15 protein-coding genes and 1 other RNA gene are annotated in these 18729 nt (G+C 35.8%); 6 read left to right on the top strand and 10 right to left on the bottom strand.

Going from position 1 to position 18729, the window contains the following annotated elements; genetic code table 11:
* Positions 1-342 precede the first annotated feature (342 nt).
* Positions 343-2436 carry a transglycosylase domain-containing protein gene (locus tag B5D12_RS04270; protein WP_078755648.1) on the bottom strand — a complete coding sequence of 698 codons (2094 nt, stop codon included), beginning with the start codon at positions 2434-2436 and terminating at the stop codon, positions 343-345.
* Between the two features lie 195 nt (positions 2437-2631).
* On the bottom strand, positions 2632-3825 hold the full coding sequence (locus B5D12_RS04265) for an acetate/propionate family kinase (protein WP_078755647.1): 1194 nt from the start codon (positions 3823-3825) through the stop codon (positions 2632-2634).
* Between the two features lie 264 nt (positions 3826-4089).
* Between B5D12_RS04265 and B5D12_RS04260 the strand changes: the two genes are divergently transcribed.
* Entirely contained in the window at positions 4090-5001 is a 912-nt protein-coding gene (locus tag B5D12_RS04260) for a YitT family protein (protein ID WP_078755646.1), read from the top strand.
* 225 nt (positions 5002-5226) lie between these two features.
* On the opposite strand, the gene lepA is transcribed toward B5D12_RS04260, so the two are convergent.
* From lepA to B5D12_RS04245, 3 genes are all read right to left on the bottom strand, one after another.
* Entirely contained in the window at positions 5227-7053 is a 1827-nt protein-coding gene (lepA, locus tag B5D12_RS04255; protein WP_078755645.1) for a translation elongation factor 4, read from the bottom strand.
* A gap of 500 nt (positions 7054-7553) precedes the next feature.
* Complete coding sequence (locus B5D12_RS04250; RefSeq protein WP_078755644.1) at positions 7554-8180, bottom strand: endolytic transglycosylase MltG; 627 nt, start codon at positions 8178-8180, stop codon at positions 7554-7556.
* Between the two features lie 14 nt (positions 8181-8194).
* On the bottom strand, positions 8195-8614 hold the full coding sequence (locus B5D12_RS04245; RefSeq protein ID WP_078755643.1) for a helix-turn-helix domain-containing protein: 420 nt from the start codon (positions 8612-8614) through the stop codon (positions 8195-8197).
* Between the two features lie 161 nt (positions 8615-8775).
* Between B5D12_RS04245 and cls the strand changes: the two genes are divergently transcribed.
* Together cls and B5D12_RS04235 are read left to right on the top strand one after the other, a co-directional pair.
* Positions 8776-10362, top strand: coding sequence for a cardiolipin synthase (cls, locus tag B5D12_RS04240; protein ID WP_200802992.1), 1587 nt, complete (start codon positions 8776-8778; stop codon positions 10360-10362).
* A gap of 182 nt (positions 10363-10544) precedes the next feature.
* On the top strand, positions 10545-11231 hold the full coding sequence (locus B5D12_RS04235) for a YjjG family noncanonical pyrimidine nucleotidase (protein ID WP_159443858.1): 687 nt from the start codon (positions 10545-10547) through the stop codon (positions 11229-11231).
* A gap of 411 nt (positions 11232-11642) precedes the next feature.
* Here B5D12_RS04235 and mnmA read toward each other — a convergent pair whose 3' ends face one another.
* From mnmA to B5D12_RS04220, 3 genes are read right to left on the bottom strand one after another with little or no spacing between them, the layout of a single operon-like run.
* A complete protein-coding gene (gene mnmA, locus B5D12_RS04230; RefSeq protein WP_078755641.1) occupies positions 11643-12770 on the bottom strand; it encodes a tRNA 2-thiouridine(34) synthase MnmA in 1128 nt (375 codons plus the stop codon).
* A 23-nt stretch (positions 12771-12793) separates the two neighbouring features.
* A complete protein-coding gene (locus B5D12_RS04225) occupies positions 12794-13132 on the bottom strand; it encodes a cysteine desulfurase (protein ID WP_066124465.1) in 339 nt (112 codons plus the stop codon).
* Positions 13105-14265, bottom strand: coding sequence for a cysteine desulfurase family protein (locus tag B5D12_RS04220; RefSeq protein WP_078755640.1), 1161 nt, complete (start codon positions 14263-14265; stop codon positions 13105-13107). The genes B5D12_RS04225 and B5D12_RS04220 overlap by 28 nt, the downstream gene beginning before the upstream one ends.
* Before the next feature lie 282 nt (positions 14266-14547).
* Here B5D12_RS04220 and B5D12_RS04215 point away from each other — a divergent pair, with 282 nt between their 5' ends.
* From B5D12_RS04215 to B5D12_RS04205, 3 genes are all read left to right on the top strand, one after another.
* Positions 14548-15816 (top strand): replication-associated recombination protein A, encoded by a 1269-nt coding sequence (locus B5D12_RS04215; RefSeq protein WP_078755639.1) that lies wholly within the window; start codon positions 14548-14550, stop codon positions 15814-15816.
* A 421-nt stretch (positions 15817-16237) separates the two neighbouring features.
* Positions 16238-16429, top strand: a non-coding RNA gene (ssrS, locus tag B5D12_RS04210) — 6S RNA.
* A gap of 53 nt (positions 16430-16482) precedes the next feature.
* Positions 16483-16752, top strand: coding sequence for a hypothetical protein (locus tag B5D12_RS04205; protein ID WP_066127039.1), 270 nt, complete (start codon positions 16483-16485; stop codon positions 16750-16752).
* A gap of 154 nt (positions 16753-16906) precedes the next feature.
* Here the strand turns inward: B5D12_RS04205 and B5D12_RS04200 are convergent, their stop codons facing one another.
* On the bottom strand, positions 16907-17677 hold the full coding sequence (locus tag B5D12_RS04200; RefSeq protein ID WP_078755638.1) for an ABC transporter permease: 771 nt from the start codon (positions 17675-17677) through the stop codon (positions 16907-16909).
* A 1-nt stretch (position 17678) separates the two neighbouring features.
* Positions 17679-18605, bottom strand: a complete 927-nt coding sequence (locus B5D12_RS04195; RefSeq protein WP_078755637.1) for an ABC transporter ATP-binding protein — start codon at positions 18603-18605, stop codon at positions 17679-17681.
* Positions 18606-18729: the final 124 nt, after the last annotated feature.

The raw sequence follows: 18729 nt of genomic DNA, 5'->3' as shown, positions 1-18729 counted from the left end.
AATGAGGTTAAAGATAAATTTGGTAAACTCAATCAGGTTATTGTTATTAAATTAAAAGCGCAGTGGTTGAGTGGCCTCAATCTGCGTCTTAATGACTTGCTTGAGACCTACTCAACTGTGCGGGGGTGGACAGACAAAGCGAAAATCATTTGATATTCTACTTTTGGTCCACTCCCAACTGTGCGGGGGTGGACAGACAAAGCGAAAATCATTTGTTATTCTACTTTTGGTCCACTCCCAACTGTGCGGGGGTAGGCCAACGAAGCGAAAATCATTCGATTTTCTACTTCTGATCCACTCCCCGTGAGTTTTCATTTTTTCAGTTTAGACTATCTAATTGTTTTAAAATGGCAATTCAACTGTCTCTAACCATTCGCTAGCTGATTGCCATAATTCTGAAGCCTCGTTGCCTAATCTATCAATGACTTTATTTAAGGTTTCGCCCGCACCTTCTAACCATGCTTTAAAGCCATCGCCAAAAATATCTTCATCGATAAAGTTACTATCTGCTTCCATTTGTGATGCCATTTGAACATTGAAAGGTGTTTGCGGTGAACTTAACATCAAATTGGTAGTTTGAATATTGAATAGACTCCCCATTCCAGTCGGCATCAACTCATCTAGATTACCATCACCAACATTATCTAAACCAACCCAAGTAACAATAGTAAAGTCTGGTGTATAACCTACCATCCATTTATCACGGGTTTGCATATTGCCTTCGCTCACTTCAGTCGAACCTGTCTTACCAGCAATTAATCCATAATCGGGGCCAGCACCATAAGCCGTACCATAACCACCATAAGTATCAAGCATCATACTCGTCATATCAGCTGAGACATTGGCAGTCATCACCTTATATTTCGTTGGGTTTTCATTATTATAAACTACTTTACCACTTGGGTCTTCAATTCGACGTATAAAATTACTTTCTAAACGCACGCCATCATTACTAAAAGCAGAATAGGCTGATGCTAATTGCTGCGGTGAAACACCGTTTTTCATCGCACCTAAAGCAAGAGTTAAAGACTTATCTTCTTCATCGACCTTAATCCCAAATTGCGCTAATTTATTAACGGCGGTATCAATTTTAAATTGATCCATTAAATAAACAGCACTGGTATTTTTACTTTGAGCTAAGGCATAATAAAGTTCAACTTCACCGGTATCCGACACTTTACGGTCATAGTTTTCTGGTGCGTAATTATCACTACCATATCCTTTTACAACATCGGGGACCATCGAATGGATAGTATAACCTCTTTCCAAAGCACTCACATAGACAGCTAAGGGTTTAATCGTCGAACCAGGAGAACGATACATATCAGTCGCACGGTTGAAGCCACGATAGGTATATTCGCCACGTCCCCCATAAACCGCCATTACGCCACCAGTTTTAGGGTCAACCACCACACTAGCACTTTGGACGGTTGGTTCAATCCCATCATCACCAAAAATCCAGTCGTTCGTATATGAAGCATCAATCGCATTTTGATAATCTGTATTTAAATACGTATAAATCTTATAACCACTTGAAACTAACTCATCTTCAGGGATTTTCGCTTTGGCAACTGCTTCAGAAATGGTCGCATCAAAATAAAACGGATATTCATGACTCACCGTATCATAATAAGCATCGTTCAACACAATCGAACTGACTTTAATATTTTCAACCTCAGACTGTGAAAGAATGCCTTCTTTATACATTAAATCAGCAATGACATTACGACGATCAATCGCTGCTTCATAATCATCAATCGGATTAAAAATATTAGGTCCTTTTAAAATACCAGTTAAGACCATACTTTCATTATAATCTAAGGTTGCGGCACTATGTCCAAAGTAACGCATAGAAGCATCCTCAATCCCCCAGACTCCATTACCAAAATAAGCATGATTTAAATACATCTCTAAAATTTGATCTTTGGTATATTTCTTTTCAACTTCTAATGCCAAGAAAAATTCTTTTAATTTACGATTGAACGTTTGGTCCAACGTTAAAAATGCATTTTTTACTAATTGTTGTGTAATCGAACTTCCCCCACCACCGGTAGTGTTCCGATTTATAATTAAGCGTACAAAAGCCCGCCCCATTCCAATTGGGTCAAAGCCAACATGTTGATAAAATCGTTTATCCTCGGTATTGACGACTACTTCACGCATCGGAGTAGAAATATTTTCTAAACTAACATAACTCCCTTTTTGATCGCGTAAAGTTCCAGCTACTTCATCATTGATATCTAGGACTGTTGTATGAGACATTAAAGCTTCTTGTAAAGTATCTACAGAAGTTGTTTTTGCAATCAGAACTAAATAACTGGACAAGATTAAAGACAGTGTCATCCCTATGAAGATGAGCCATTTCCATCCACGATAATAGCGCCATAAATTTTTGATGCCTTGCCAGATATGACTCGACTTTTTTTGATTAGCCATTTGCGGCACCACCTTTCTTTCATCTATTTCTTCACTTACTATATTATAAAATAAATTAGAAGAAAAATTGACTATCCTGCTACTAATTTGTTAAATATCGATTAATTTCATGTAAAATAGTAAGTACTTCATATTTAATCACGAAAAAAGACTGGGAGCAAGTCCCAGCCCTTCATCATCTTTTATTACAACTAATTAAGCATTCGCTTTTAAACGCTCAACTTCACGTGCTATTTCAACTTCTTCATTCGTTGGAATATTTAATACCACGACTTTAGAGGCTTCAGTTGAAATAACCGCTTCTTTACGAGTATCATTACGTTCTGCATCAATTTCTGCACCGAAAACAGTGATACCGTTAATAACATCTTCACGGACAGGAGCTGAGTTTTCTCCAATACCAGCTGTAAAGACAATCGCGTCAACACCATTCATTACGGCAATATATTGACCAATATATTTTTGAACACGGTTAATAAATATGTCATATGCAATTTTAGCGCGTTCATTTGTTTCTTTCGCAGCCATAATTTCACGCATATCACTTGAAATGCCAGAAATTCCTAATAAACCTGATTGTTTTTGGAAGATATTTAACATTTCATTAATATCATTGATTTCTAATTTTTTCATTAAGAAAGGAATGATTGAAGCATCAATATCACCAGTACGTGTTCCCATTGTCACCCCAGCTAAAGGTGTGAATCCCATAGAAGTATCGACTGCTTTACCACCTTCAACCGCAGTAATTGACGCACCGTTACCTAAGTGACAAGTAATAATTTTTAAATCTTCAATGTTTTTACCTAACATTTCGGCAGCACGGCGGCTAACATAACGGTGGCTCGTTCCGTGAGCACCATATTTACGCGCTTTGAAATCTTCATAATACTCATATGGTAAACTATATAAATAATTTTCAGCAGGTAAAGTTGTATGGAATGAAGTGTCAAACACTGCTGCCATTGTTGCATTAGGAACGCGCTCTTTAAACGCACGCATAACTGCTGCTTCTGCTGCATTATGTAATGGCGCAAATTCTGCTAATGCATCTACTTGATCAATTACTTCGTCATCTATTAAAGCTGAATCTTTAAATAACTCGCCACCTGCCACTACACGGTGACCAATTCCTGTAATTTCATCAAATGAATGAATCACATTATTCGCTTCTAATTGTTCAAATAAGATTTCAACAGCACGATCGTGAGTTGCGATATCCTCCACTAATTTCACTTCTTGGTCGTCACCATATTCTAATTTGAATACAGAGTCATTAATCCCAATACGTTCTACTAATCCCTTAGCGATGACTGTTTCCTCAGGCATCGTATACAATTGAAATTTTAAACTTGAACTACCAGCGTTCACTGCCATAGTAATAGACATTTAACATGTTCCCCATTTCTAAATAATTTTACATAAGACTATTATAACATTAAACGCTTTATTTTTTTAGTATTAAATTGAAAAAAGTCTTATAAAATTTGTGAATAGAAACATGATAAGCTAAAAAACGACTCCTATTGTACAAATACTTTTGCCTCATTTTATTGTGAAATAATTAACCAGTTTTTAATCAGATAGCCGTTTACAGTTTTATTTTGAGTGGTATAATGGTTGATGAATAATATAAGAAATTAGGAGCTTTCAATGAAAAGAATAAATGATTATCTCAAAATGGAAACATCAACCATTATTTTCTCAATCGTGATGATTACTCTAGGTTGCGCAATCTATGCGGTAGGTATTAATAGTTTTGTTATACCTAATAAATTTGCCAGTGGTGGTGTCGCGGGTATTGCGATTATTTTATACTATATGCGCCAAATTAATGTTGGGGCCACCAACTTTATCCTGAATGCGATTTTACTGCTTATCGGATGGAAATTTATTGAAAAAAGAACACTGGTCTTCACCATTTATGCCTTAGCTATGATGAGTTGGTTTATGGAAATTATCCAAACACCTGGATTCACCTCAGAAAATGTCTTAATTTCTTCGATTGCTGGTGGTGTCATCATGGGGATTGGTATGGGGATTATTGTCCGTGGTAATGGAACAACTGCCGGAACCGATATTATTGCTTTAATGTTAAAAAAATTCTTTGGTTTAAGTTTTTCACTGGGTGTCTTCATAATTAATTTATTAATTATTATCGCAAGTTCTTTTGTTATTGGACTAGAAAATGCGATTGTCACGTTAATTATGAAGTTCATTACTAGCTATATGATTGATATTTTCACTGAAGGTTTTGATCGTCGTAAATCGCTAATGATTATCTCTGAAAAACAAGATGAAGTAGCGCATGCCATTATTGAACAAGTTGGTCGTGGCTTAACAGTTTTGAAAGCCTATGGTTATTACAGTCATCGTGAAAAAGATGTTTTATATGTCATTGTGAGTCGCCATCAAGTCATCCAAATTCAACGACTCATCTCAAATATTGATGCTAAAGCTTTTGTCACTATCTCCGATGTCCAACAAGTAATTGGTCAGGGCTTTACTTTCTACAATGCCGACAATCGTAATAAACGATTTTATTCTGATAATGCCAATTATTAATAAATACTAAAACTAAGATATGAATACCAACGGCAGTTAGCATGAGGAAGCCCTCTATTCAAACACCTCGCTTGGAACATTTCTCCTTGTAAATCTTTAGCTGTCAATCCAACAATACAAAAGGTTCCCCGATAATAAGATGCCCGCTATTAAAATAGTCGGCGACAAGATAGAAATCTTAATCTTCTCTATCTTGTCGCCGATTTGTCTAGTTTAATCTTAATATTAATCTTCGTCCATTTGTAAGATAGCCATGAATGCTTCTTGAGGTACTTCTACAGACCCCACTTGCTTCATTCGTTTCTTACCTTCTTTTTGTTTTTCCAATAATTTCTTACGACGTGAAACGTCCCCACCATATAATTTGGCTGTTACATCTTTACGTAATGCTTTAATATTTGTTCTCGCAATAATCTTTTGCCCGACCGCAGCTTGGATTGGCACTTCGAATAATTGACGCGGAATAATGCCACGCAATTTCTCGACTAATTCGCGGCCGCGACCATAAGCGAAATCTTTATGAACAATCATACTAAAGGCATCGATTAAATCACCATTTAATAAAATATCCATTTTTACTAAGTTAGATGGTTTGTAACCAATGATTTCATAATCTAAGGAAGCGTAACCTTTAGTATTAGATTTTAATTTATCAAAGAAGTCATAAATAATCTCTGCCATCGGCAATTCATAAACAACATTGACACGATAATCATCTAAGTAATCCATCGTAATAAAGTTACCACGTTTACGTTGACCAATATCCATTACTGCCCCAACATAGTCATTAGGCACCATAATCGTTGCTTTAACATATGGTTCGAAAATCTGATCAACTTCAGTTGCTGGTGGCATCATACTTGGGTTATCAACAATTACTTCTTCACCATTCGTCTTTAATACTTTATATATAACTGAGGGTGCTGTCGTAATTAAATCAATATTAAATTCTCTTTCTAGACGTTCTTGAATCACATCCATATGTAGTAAACCTAAAAATCCAGTACGGAAACCAAAACCTAATGCTTGTGACGTTTCCGCTTCGAATTCTAAAGCGGCATCATTTAACTGTAGTTTTTCCAAAGCCTCACGCAAATCGTTATAGTCATTGGATTCAACCGGATAGAGACCAGCAAAAACCATTGGATTTAATTTACGATAGCCTTCTAACGGTTCTGCTGCCGGTCGTTCAGCTGATGTGATGGTGTCACCTACCCGTGTATCTTGAATCGTCTTAATTCCGGCCGTTAAATAACCAACATCCCCGACCATTAAATAGTCGCGCTTAATTGGTTTTGGAGAAAATACACCTACTTCGATTACTTCAAATTCTTTGCCATTATTCATTAAACGAATCGTGTCACCTGGTTTAACCGTCCCATTCACAATTCGGACATTTAAGACAACACCGCGATAACTATCGTAAGCTGAGTCAAAGATTAAAGCTTGTAAGGGTTCATCAATATCCCCCGTCGGTGCAGGCACCTTTTCAACTACTTGCTCTAAAATTTGGTCAATTCCAATACCGGCTTTGGCACTCGCAAAAACAGCTTCACTGGCATCTAAACCAATAACGTCTTCAATTTCTTGTTGAACTCTTTCTGGATCGGCTGCTGGTAAATCAATTTTATTAATAACCGGCAAAATCTCTAAATCATTGTCCAACGCTAAATAAACATTCGCTAAGGTTTGTGCTTCAATCCCTTGTGCTGCATCGACAACCAATAGCGCCCCTTCACAAGCGGCTAATGAACGCGATACTTCATAAGTAAAGTCGACGTGACCTGGCGTATCGATTAAATGAAAAATATACTCTTCGCCGTCATTGGCTTGATACTTCAACTCAACAGCATTTAACTTAATGGTAATGCCTCGTTCACGCTCTAAATCCATTGAATCAAGCAATTGGTCTTGCATCTCACGATCTGAAACCGTATGGGTTTGTTGTAAGATACGGTCCGCCAAAGTTGATTTACCATGGTCGATATGGGCAATAATCGAAAAGTTTCTTATTTTTTGTTGTCTTTTTAACATATCATCTCTTAAAGACATAATTTCACATCCTTTTGCTTGAATTCTATAAAATCTTCTTTCAAGCTTTATACATACATGATTAATATTAACAAATTTTCGCTTAATTGAATAGTCATTTTTATCATATTCTCTTAAGAATTGATTGACAATGATACTTTATACAATGCTATTATCGTATCAAACTATCCTTTTAGAAACAAATATTTAATTTTCAGTCATTTTGAGGCATTTTATCTTCCTCATCCCTCATGGCACTTTTCCACATAAATAAGAGACTGGATGAAACTCAATAAAATTTCTTCCCAGTCCCTTTTTATTTTCTATTTCTAGATTAATTAAAATCGTATAAAATCTTTGACGTTGAAGTTATATGATTGCTAATGATTACAACCTACAAACGCGATGTTCCTACTGCGACACCGTCGTTGACGTTATATGACTGCTAATCAGTACGACCTACGCAAATACAATCGATTTTAAACTGATTAAATCTGCTCTTACTAACGACACATTTAATACTATGGAATATAGTAATAAGCGCCATTAGTTAAGATTTCAGCCACTTGATGGACTGACATATCTGGACTTAATTCATATTCTCCTGCTTGGATTAATGTATCTAAGCCCCAGTTTGCGATAATTTCTTGTAATTCAGCTGAATCTTGAATAATACCTTCATCTGCTAAACGATTCGCGATCGTCGTTGAATCTTCCCCTTCACTAATCGTGAAAGTAGTCGTTGAGCTTGCTTCAGCTGCCACTTCATCATTATTTTCTTCATTCGTTGCTTCAGTCGATTCGCCTTCTTCTACCGTGCTTTCTTCTCCACTGGTTGGTTCAATAGAATTACCAGAAGTCGATTCATCTTTCTTTTCTGATTGTTTGTTCGTTTGCTCTTCTAAGGCTGACATATTCTCAGACAATTTCTGTTTCTCTGACTCTAAATTACTCTTTTCTTCTTGTAATTTACTTACTTCCTCACGATATTGCGCTAATTCTTTATCGTTATTAGAACCATTAAACAAAGAGTTAACTGTCACACCTGGCACCGGTACATTTCCTTGACCGAAGACAGCATAAGCTCCTGATAATAATGCCGCACATAAAAAGCCAATTCCCATTGATCTTAATGTTTGTTTACTCATGAAATCATTCCTTTCTAACGATTTTCGATGTAATCATCAACAATCGTTTGAACGGTTTTAACATTCAATGCAACATCAGCTGCAATTTCTTGCATGGTGAATCCTTGAGAATATAAACGAATAACTTCTTCTTTAGATAATTCGGAAACTTCTGTAGTATCAACCATGTCAACTTCTTCTACTAATTGTTCTTCATCAACAACTGTTTCGTTAGGATAATTTTGGTCGTTACCATAGACTAAAGGAGCAGGTTCTTTTAATTCTTGCTCAATTTCAGCTACTCTCGTTTTAATATTATATAATTCTCTTGATTGTTGAATTTGAAATTCTTCTAATTGATTTTCAATTTTTTGATCGTCTTTTGCATAAATAGAAGCAATCAATAATACGATGGCGATTGCTAATAGTGCAATCACTAAAATCCATATATCCATAAGGCACCTCTTTCATTATTCATACTTTCTATTTTATTCAAAAAACTGAAAATTTTCAATAGTAATGCTATTACAATCAGATTAAGTTTTTCAAAAAAGTTGAAATAAATAGCGTACTGAAAGTATAATAGAAGAAAGTATAGCTTTTTTATGGAGGAAATATGAAACAGGAAGAACATACAACCAAAGCCTTATATCTACTAAAGGATACAGGTAAACATGGGTTATTCAAAATAATTTTTAGTCGTACCGGCGTTATTACCATTTTATTATTAGTTCAAATTTTCTTCCTCTTCTCAATGTTTAAGTGGTTTGGTGAATATTTTCCAATAATCAATGGTATTTCCCTTACATTTTCAAGTTTTATTGTTATTTATATTTTAAACTCACACAAAATTAGTGCCACTGCCAAAACAACCTGGATTATGGTAATTATGACTTTCCCAATTTTTGGTGGCTTGCTTTTTGCTTATACTCAAAGTAATTTAGGTCACAGAATTTTAGCGCGTCGGGTTAATCATTCCATCGTCCGCAGTGAACACAAAATTCGCCAGAATCCACAAGTAATGGAAGAACTAACAAAAATCAATGAAGGAACTGCTACCCTTGCTCACTATCTGAGATTAAATGGTAATTATCCTGTTTATAATCAAACAACGACTGAGTACTTTAAAACCGGTGAAGATAAATATCAGGCAATGATGATTGAATTAGAAAAAGCCCAACATTTTATCTTTTTAGAGTATTTTATTATTCAAGAAGGTGAAATGTGGGGCCATATACTAGAAATACTCGCCAGAAAAGCAGCCGAAGGGGTTGAAGTGCGTGTAATGTACGATGGTACCAATGCCTTTACCAAAGTTCCTTGGGATTATGATGCGAAGATACGTCAATTAGGAATTCAATGTAAGATGTTCGCACCGATTACCCCCTTTGTATCCACTCACTATAATTACCGGGATCACCGTAAAATACTGGTTATTGATGGACACACGGCCTTTACCGGTGGCGTTAACTTAGCAGATGAATACATTAACTTAACTCACCGCTTTGGTCATTGGAAAGATACTGCCATTATGTTAAAAGGTGATGCGGTTAAGACCTTTACTCTGATGTTTTTACAACTATGGAATATGGATGAAAAAAAACCGCGTTATTCAGCTTATTTAAATGAAGCCAATCCCCTACCTAACAAACAAACTGGTTTTATCATTCCTTATGGCGACGAACCCTTTGATTACGAAAAAGTTGGCGAAAATGTCTATATCGATATCCTAAACCGGGCCAATCAATATGTTCATATTATGACCCCTTATTTAATTTTAGATGGAGAATTGGAAAATGCGATTAAATTTGCTGCGAAACGTGGCGTCGAAGTCAAGATTATTTTACCGGGTATACCTGATAAAAAAATTCCTTATGCCCTAGCCAAAACTTACTATGCTTCCTTAATGGATGCGGGTGTTGATATTTACGAATATACCCCAGGCTTTGTTCATGCGAAAGTATTTGTCAGTGATGGTGATACAGCTGTTGTCGGTTCTATTAATTTAGATTATCGTAGCTTGTACCATCATTTTGAATGTGGTGTTTTACTTTATAAAACAGACTCGATTGCCGATATTGAAGAGGATTTCCAAGAAACATTAGGGATGTCAGAACTTATCTTATTTGATAAACTGAATAGTCGTCCCTTTACTCAAAAATTAACAGGGTGGATCGTTAAAATCTTTGCGCCATTATTATAAAAGATGGTGCATGATTACTAAATTATTATCATAAAGTTTATCTAAATTATTCCTTAATGTATATAAATTATTGATTCCAAAGAGACTGAGTAAAAGTTTAATGCCAACTACCCAGTCTCTTTTTCTATGTTATAATAAAATCTAACTTTGTAAAAAATCTTCAAGACGAAAGGATGTCCATAATGACCTATCAATATATTTTTATCGATTTAGACGATACGATTTTTGATTTTCAAAAAAGTGAACAAAAAGCCTTTAAAAAATTAACAGAACATATCGGTTTCCCTTACACAGAAGACCTATTCAAGAATTTTAAACAATATAATCAACAACTATGGCATCAAATCGAATTAGGGACACTTACTAAGTCAGAACTACTCGCAACCCGCTTTCCGCATTTTTTTGAGCAATTTGGTTATTCAGCAGTACCTGATAATATGGATGATTATTTCCGTGACCAACTTGCAGAAGCGGGTGATTTGATTGATGGTGCAGAAAATTTCTTAAATACACTACGACAACATCAAAAGACATTATTAGCAGCATCCAATGGTGTCTACCCAACGCAAATAAAACGTCTTAATCAAACCGGCATCATCGACTATTTTGATTATATCTTCATTTCAGAAAAATTAGGGTTTAGTAAACCTGATGCTCGCTTTTTCGAAGAATCATTTAAACAAATCAATGATTTTGATTTTGAACAAGCGATTATGATTGGCGACAGTCTTACCTCTGATATGCGTGGAGCGCACAATATTCAGATGCATTCGATTTGGTATAATCCTCACCAAAAGCAACAGCCAGACGACTTAACCATCACCTATCAAGCACAAACCTTCAAAGAAATATTAGATATATTAATTTAAACTATCAGTGGACGAGCGATAAAAACCAGCACTTTGGTAAACTTGTCCACTTTTTATTCAACCTTTTATACTAATGAATTCTAATCAAGAGCAAAACTCAATCGTTTTTCAACTTTTTATCTAATTCATACTGTACGGGAGGTGAATAAACAATTCGAGAATCAATCGATTTGCTTCATTTTTACTCCGATCAAAGTTTCAAAAAAAAAAACTGAATTCGTCTTTAACAGCCTTTCTAAAACCTATACCTAATCACCAGAGAAAATCCTTCTATTCACAACCAAAAGCATACAGCCAACTAAATACAGGCAACCTAATATCTTAAATATCACAAACAAAAAATGAGTGAATTCGCAATAGTTACTTAATATCCCTATATCGATTCACTCTATCTTTATTTATCTTTTCATTTTAAACATATTGACGTTTTTCACCATTCATATAAGCAGCATCAATCAAACCGCCACCTAAACATTCTTCGCCACGATAAAAGACAACTGCTTGTCCTGGTGTTACTGCACGCACTGGTTCATCAAAAATAACTCTCGCTTTAGTGCCTGATTCATCCAATTGCACTTTCACGTTAATATCTTTTTGACGATAACGGAATTTAGCTGTACATTCAAATTCTTTTTCCGTCCAATTATCAGTTGTAAAATGAATTTCACTTGCTTCTAAATATTCAGAATATAAATTATCATGATGGTAACCTTGACCTACGTATAAGGTTTGAGTCGCTTGATCTTTACCAATAACAAACCATGGTTCATTAGAAGTGCCGGCTGTGCCACCAATTCCAAGACCTTGACGTTGTCCAATGGTATAATACATTAATCCCATATGTTCGCCCATTTCTCGACCATCTAATGTCATCATTTTACCGGGTTTGTTTGGTAAATAATTCGCTAAAAACTCATTAAAATCACGTTCACCGATAAAACAAACACCCGTTGAATCTTTCTTTTTAGCTGTCGCTAAACCAGCTTCTTCGGCAATTTTACGAACTTGTGGCTTTTCTAAATGACCTAATGGGAACATCGCATTTTTCAATTGTGTTTGTGATAATTGACTTAAGAAATAAGTTTGGTCTTTATTCGCATCTTTACCACGCAATAAATGAACCACACCATTTTCATCTATTTCCACTTGCGCATAATGTCCCATCGCGATATAATCAGCACCTAATCCCATCGCATAATCTAAAAATGCTTTAAATTTGATTTCTTTATTACACATGACATCAGGATTTGGCGTACGACCATTACGGTATTCTTGTAAGAAATATTCAAAAACGCGATCCCAATATTCTTTTTCAAAGTTGACTGAATAATAAGGAATGCCAATTTGTTCAGCAACTTTTGCTACATCTTCATAATCTTCCGTTGCGGTACAATAGCCTTCATCATCTGTATCGTCCCAGTTTTTCATAAATAAACCGACGACATCATATCCTTGTTGTTTTAATAATAGTGCGGCCACCGATGAATCGACGCCACCACTCATGCCTATTACGACGCGTGTATTTTTGTTATCAGTCAACACATGACCTCCTATTTATATTGTTATTTGTGTTCAATCATTACATTTCGATCGACAAAACCATCAAAAATAAAGTTAATTTTTTCTACTAACATTGCATTATTATCTAATTTCGAGACATCAACAGCAGTTAATTCATTACTCGTAACAGTCGAGATTTTTAATGTTTTCAAATCATTTTTTACTGTCACTTTCAATACTAAACCTCTCCGATGTTCCGTATCTAAAGGTCGTTTATATTGAAAATTACCACCTTTAGTCTCCATGAAACCATTATCTCTTAAGGTATAAGGTTTACATTCTGGGCTCATGCTAAATGTACGATTGAATCCTTTTAATGTTGCGGTTGTTGTGAATGCCATAATTGTTTGGTCCTTTCTTTTAAATTAATTAATTGTTGGATAAAGGTATCAATTTCTTCTTTGGTGTTTTGTTTACCAAAAGATAATCGAATACTTTGGTGATGACGCTTATCATCATTTGGATAATAAGCTGATAAAACATGACTTAATTCTAAACTACCTGCTGAACAAGCACTTCCAGCTGAGATAGCGATATTAGCTAAATCAGTTTGGACTAACAGCTGACTTGCATCAATATTGGGAAAATATAAATTAACAATGTATGGTACTTGATGAGCACCATTACGTTCAAATTGAATGCCCTTTTGCTTGAGTTGATTCATTAAATAACTCGCTAATTCACTAACGTTGTCTAAATTAGCTTGGTTTGCTAATTCAAAAGCCTTCGTCAACCCTAATATATAAGGAAGATTTTCTGTTCCAGAACGTAACCCGGCTTCTTGTCCACCCCCATGCAATAAAGGCTGAAGCGTCATTTTTTCATCCCATGGTTGATAAGCTAAAAAGCCAATACCTTTTGGGGCACCTAATTTATGACCAGAGGCCGAATAAGAAGTGGCATTTAACGCCTCGAGATCTACTTTACCATGACCAAATGCTTGAACGGCATCAACGTGGAACCATTTAACATGGTCTTTGGCAATTTTTCCGAGTTCTTCAATCGGTAAACGCGCACCTAATTCATTGTTAACCAACATGGCTACCCAACCAATTGTTTGTGGGGTGGTTGCGGCAATAAATTGTTCAATCGAAAAATTTAAATCATGAGGTTTTAAATAAGTGATGTCGAAACCTTGAGTCTCTAAATATTTTAACACTTCTAACACTGATGGATGTTCAATTGCCGTAGCGACAATATGATGACCATAACCTAGTGCTTTTGCTTTCTTTGCTTGTGACAGAATGGCCCAATTATTCGCTTCAGTCGCCCCGCTGGTAAAATATAAATCTGCTTTTGGTAAATGAATCAGCTCTTTTATTTGTTGGCGTGCTTGATTAATTAAATGTTTATTTTTCTTTCCCGCTTGATAAACACTTGATGGATTATAATAATTTTCCAACAAAGCTTCATGGATAACGTTTGCTACTTCTGGATCAACGGGTGTCGTTGCGGCATTATCTAAATATATCACGACACATTCCTCCTTATCACATTGTCTATTATACTACATTCCAATTTGTTTGTGTATGGATAATTAAAGGACCCCTATCATTGAATCGATCATTTGATAAATAACATCCTAACAAACTATAAAATGCATAATCAATCCTTTCTTCATTCAAACGAATATCATAATGTATTCACAACTTCAGTATCATAACATATAATAAAAACGTAACCAAGACTTTTGCTTTAATTTAATAAATATTTTAAAATAGAGATATTAATTCATAAAAACCAAAGGAGGATTAGCATGTCTCAACCATTAGCTTACCGAATGAGACCTCGAAAAATTGAAGAAGTGATTGGTCAGCAACACTTAGTGGGACCCGGTAAAATCATTGATCGCATGGTTCGTGCTCAAAGACTCACTTCCATGATTTTATATGGTCCTCCAGGCACAGGAAAAACCAGTATCGCCAGTGCCATTGCCGGTAGTACACAACATGCCTTTCGCGTCCTTAATGCCGCCACTGACAGCAAAAAGGATATCGAAGTCGTCGTTGAAGAAGCAAAGATGTCAGGCACCGTCATTTTATTACTGGATGAGATACATCGTTTAAATAAAGTTAAGCAAGATTATCTACTCCCCCACCTTGAAAGTGGACGAGTGATTTTAATTGGTGCCACTACTGAAAATCCTTATATATCCATTAACCCTGCTATCCGTAGTCGCGTACAAATCTTCGAAGTCAAGCCACTAACGAGTGACGAAATTGTTGAAGGCTTAACCAATGCGCTTTACGATTCAGAACGGGGCTTAGGTCACTATCAAGTTGAAATGGATGACAGCACCTTACGTCATTTTGCACATGTCACCAATGGCGATATTCGTAGCGCCCTCAATTCACTTGAATTAGCTGTTTTATCGACAGAAGCGAATAAAGACGGTAAAGTAGTCATTACTCAAGATATTGCTGAAGAATGCTTGCAACGCAAACGTTTGGCTCATGATAAAGATGGCGATGCCCATTATGATACCATCTCTGCATTACAAAAATCCATTCGTGGAAGTGATGTAGATGCTGCCCTCTATTATCTAGCGATTTTACTGGAAGCCGGCGAGTTAATTATTGCTTGTCGTCGCTTATTGGTCATTGCTTATGAAGATATTGGCTTGGGTAACCCTCAATCAACTGAAAGAACAGTAGCCGCTGTCGAAGCCGCAGAAAAATTAGGCTTACCTGAAGCACGTATTCCGTTAGCCTTTGCGACTGTAGAACTTGCCTTAAGTCCAAAATCCAATACCACAATGATGGCATTAGACAATGCGCTAGCTGATATTCGCAGTGGTAATATTGGCCCTATTCCTGATCACTTGAGAGATGCTCATTATAGCGGAGCAGCTAAATTGGGTCGTGGTGTTGAATATAAATATCCTCATAGCTATCCTGGTCATTGGGTCTTACAACAATATTTACCAGATAATGTTAAAAGTAAACAATACTTCAAACCAGATCCAACTGGTAAATATGAAGAAGCCCTCGCTAATGTCTATAAAAAAATAAAAAGTCAATCATAATTTCAAGCGGGAGTGGGCAAGAAGTAGAAAATTAAATAATTTTCGCTTCGTCTGCCCACCCCCGCACAGTTGAGTAGGCCTCAAACAAGTCGAAAGATGTAGGTTGAGGCCACTCAACCACTGCGCTATTAATTAACGAACAATAATTTTGACTAAATTTATCAAGTTTATGCCCAGCCTCTGCCCACTAGTGAAATAAAAAATAGTAACGCCTTAGATCAGAAAATGCATTTTAAATTAGGTTGAATTATAATGTCTAATCGCCCCATTTTAAAGCAACAAAACATTAAAGCACCTCACAAAAAGCGATATTTTTTTGCGATTAAGCTTGATGTAACTTGATTAATTGCGGTTTAATAATGATATTTTTGCAAAACGCTTTATTTATAAAACATTTAGTGCTATAATATAGTCATAGATGAGATATCTGAAGTGTACGTTGTTTACACATCGTGCGAACCGAACACTTTATTATTATATAGGGATTCTACTGAAGGTCTGGAATGACAAGCCTTTTACACTTGGAAGTCAGGAAGGATTTTCTTGAAGCCCACCTGCAGTTACTTGCGGGTTCATTACATGTGTACGCCATGACGGCATATTCGGATATTCTTATTAGCTGGCGCGAGCCAGCTTTTTTTATAAATGAAATTAAAGGAGTACTATATGATATTAACGGTTTTATATTTTGCTTTTCCCCTCTTAATGTTGATTATCGCTGGATATTTATTCTATTTCCGCCATGAACTAAAAGTTTGGTTAAACCTTGAAGATACTAAAATTATTAAAGCTCTCATTTCAGCCTTTTTCTCAATGGGATTAGTCGGTTTGTTTTTAACGACCTTAAAATATGAAACTCTCTTTATCATTTGGATGATTTTGGCAATCTTATTAACGGGAGTACTCACCTTCATCTTCGTAAAATTAATGAAATAAAAGAACTCAATACTTTTAGGTATGAGTCGACTGAATTTTCTAGGTTCATTCGCATCATTTGAAAAAAATCTCCCTTGCTATCACTGTGGTAAACAAGGGAGATTGAATTATATTGTGCACTTTTGGGTTGGATTTGACTGTTATACTGGTTAAATTAGCTACGTAAGCCAATACCGCGATCCACTAAATAATATGCTAATGAATACAGTACCGCGATAAAAATGATTAAAATGGTAATCGACATCGCTATCGGTACATCGCCTATCCCTAAGAAACCGTAACGGAAACCCGAAATCATATAAACGATTGGATTGATTTTCGAAACGGCTTGCCAAAATGGTGGTAACATGGAAATAGCATAGAACACTCCACCTAGATACGTTAAGGGTTGTAGTACAAACGTTGGCACAATTGAGACATCATCAAAACTTCTAGCAAACACACCATTGATCAAACCTGCTAAAGAAAATAAAATAGCGGTCATTAAAATGGTCATCACTACCACTAACCATGAATGAACATGTAATGGTACAAAGAATAATGACACCATGGTCACTAATGAAGCGACAATTAAACTCCGTCCTACCCCTCCTAATACAAATCCCCAAATGATAACATGAGTAGGTACAGGGGCTACTAATAATTCTTCAATATTCTTTTGTAATTTTTGAGAGAAGAATGATGAGGAAACATTGGCATAGGAACTGGTAATCGATGACATCATTATCAATCCTGGAACAATAAACTCCATATAACTGAAGCCTCCCATTTCACCAATACGTCCACCAATCATTTTTCCAAAGATTATAAAATAAAGTGAAGTGGTAATGACAGGTGGAACTAATGTTTGAACCCAGATTCGCAAATAACGATTAGTTTCTTTCATCACTAAACTTTTTAAAGCTGTAAAATATAAACTATACATGTTAATCCTCCGTCTGATCTTTCTCTTCGGTAATTTTCAGGAATAACTCTTCTAAGCGATTCGATTTATTACGCATCGATAATACCTTTATTCCTTGCTCTGTTAATTGGTTAAAAATATCATTAACCCCTTGATTGCGCTCAACTTCGACTTCCAAAGTTTGGTCACCATCAAATTGATATGCATAGCCTGTTAACTTAGGTTGTTGTTGCAATATGCCCAAATCAAAGATAAAAGTTTCATGCTGTAATTTTGATAATAATGCTTTCATACTGGTATTCTCAATTAGTTGGCCCGCTTGGATGATGCCGATATTACGACATAACATCTCGGCTTCTTCAAGATAATGAGTCGTTAAGATAATGGTGGTGCCATTAGCATTTAACTCTTGTAAGAAATGCCACATCCCTCTTCTTAACTCAATATCAACCCCGGCGGTCGGTTCATCTAAAATCAATAGTTTGGGTTCATGCATCAAAGCTCTAGCAATCATCAAACGACGCTTCATTCCTCCCGATAACATGCGCGCTTTTTCATCACGTTTTTTCCATAAATCTGCCTGTTTTAAATATTTTTCACTGCGCTTGTAAGCTTCTTTACGAGGTACACCATAATATCCTGCTTGATTGACCACAATTTGTTGGACGGTCTCAAATGGATTAAAATTGAACTCTTGTGGTACCAAGCCAATTTGTTGCTTCGCTTTTTCTAACTGAGTATCAATATCATAACCGAATACTTTAACAGTCCCAGAGGTTTTATTGACTAGCGAAGTAATTATACCAATAGTCGTCGACTTGCCAGCTCCATTAGGACCTAATAACGCATAAAAATCACCTTCAGAGACCTTTAAATCAATCCCCTTGAGCGCTTGTACTCCTGTATCATAAACCTTCTTTAAATCCGATATTTCCAATGCATAAGTCATATATAAGAAATCTCCTTTTATTCATCTGATACTATTCTAACATCTATTGAAAACAGGTACAATGGAATGATTATTATAAATATAGTATCTTTTTTAAAGTTTTGGTGGACAGATTTTTCTCAAT

The organism is Globicatella sulfidifaciens DSM 15739 (genome assembly GCF_900167405.1).
In the GTDB taxonomy this organism is placed as follows: domain Bacteria; phylum Bacillota; class Bacilli; order Lactobacillales; family Aerococcaceae; genus Globicatella; species Globicatella sulfidifaciens.
The sequence above is the reverse complement of the archived record's forward strand: the minus strand, read 5'-3'. Positions and strand labels throughout refer to the sequence as shown.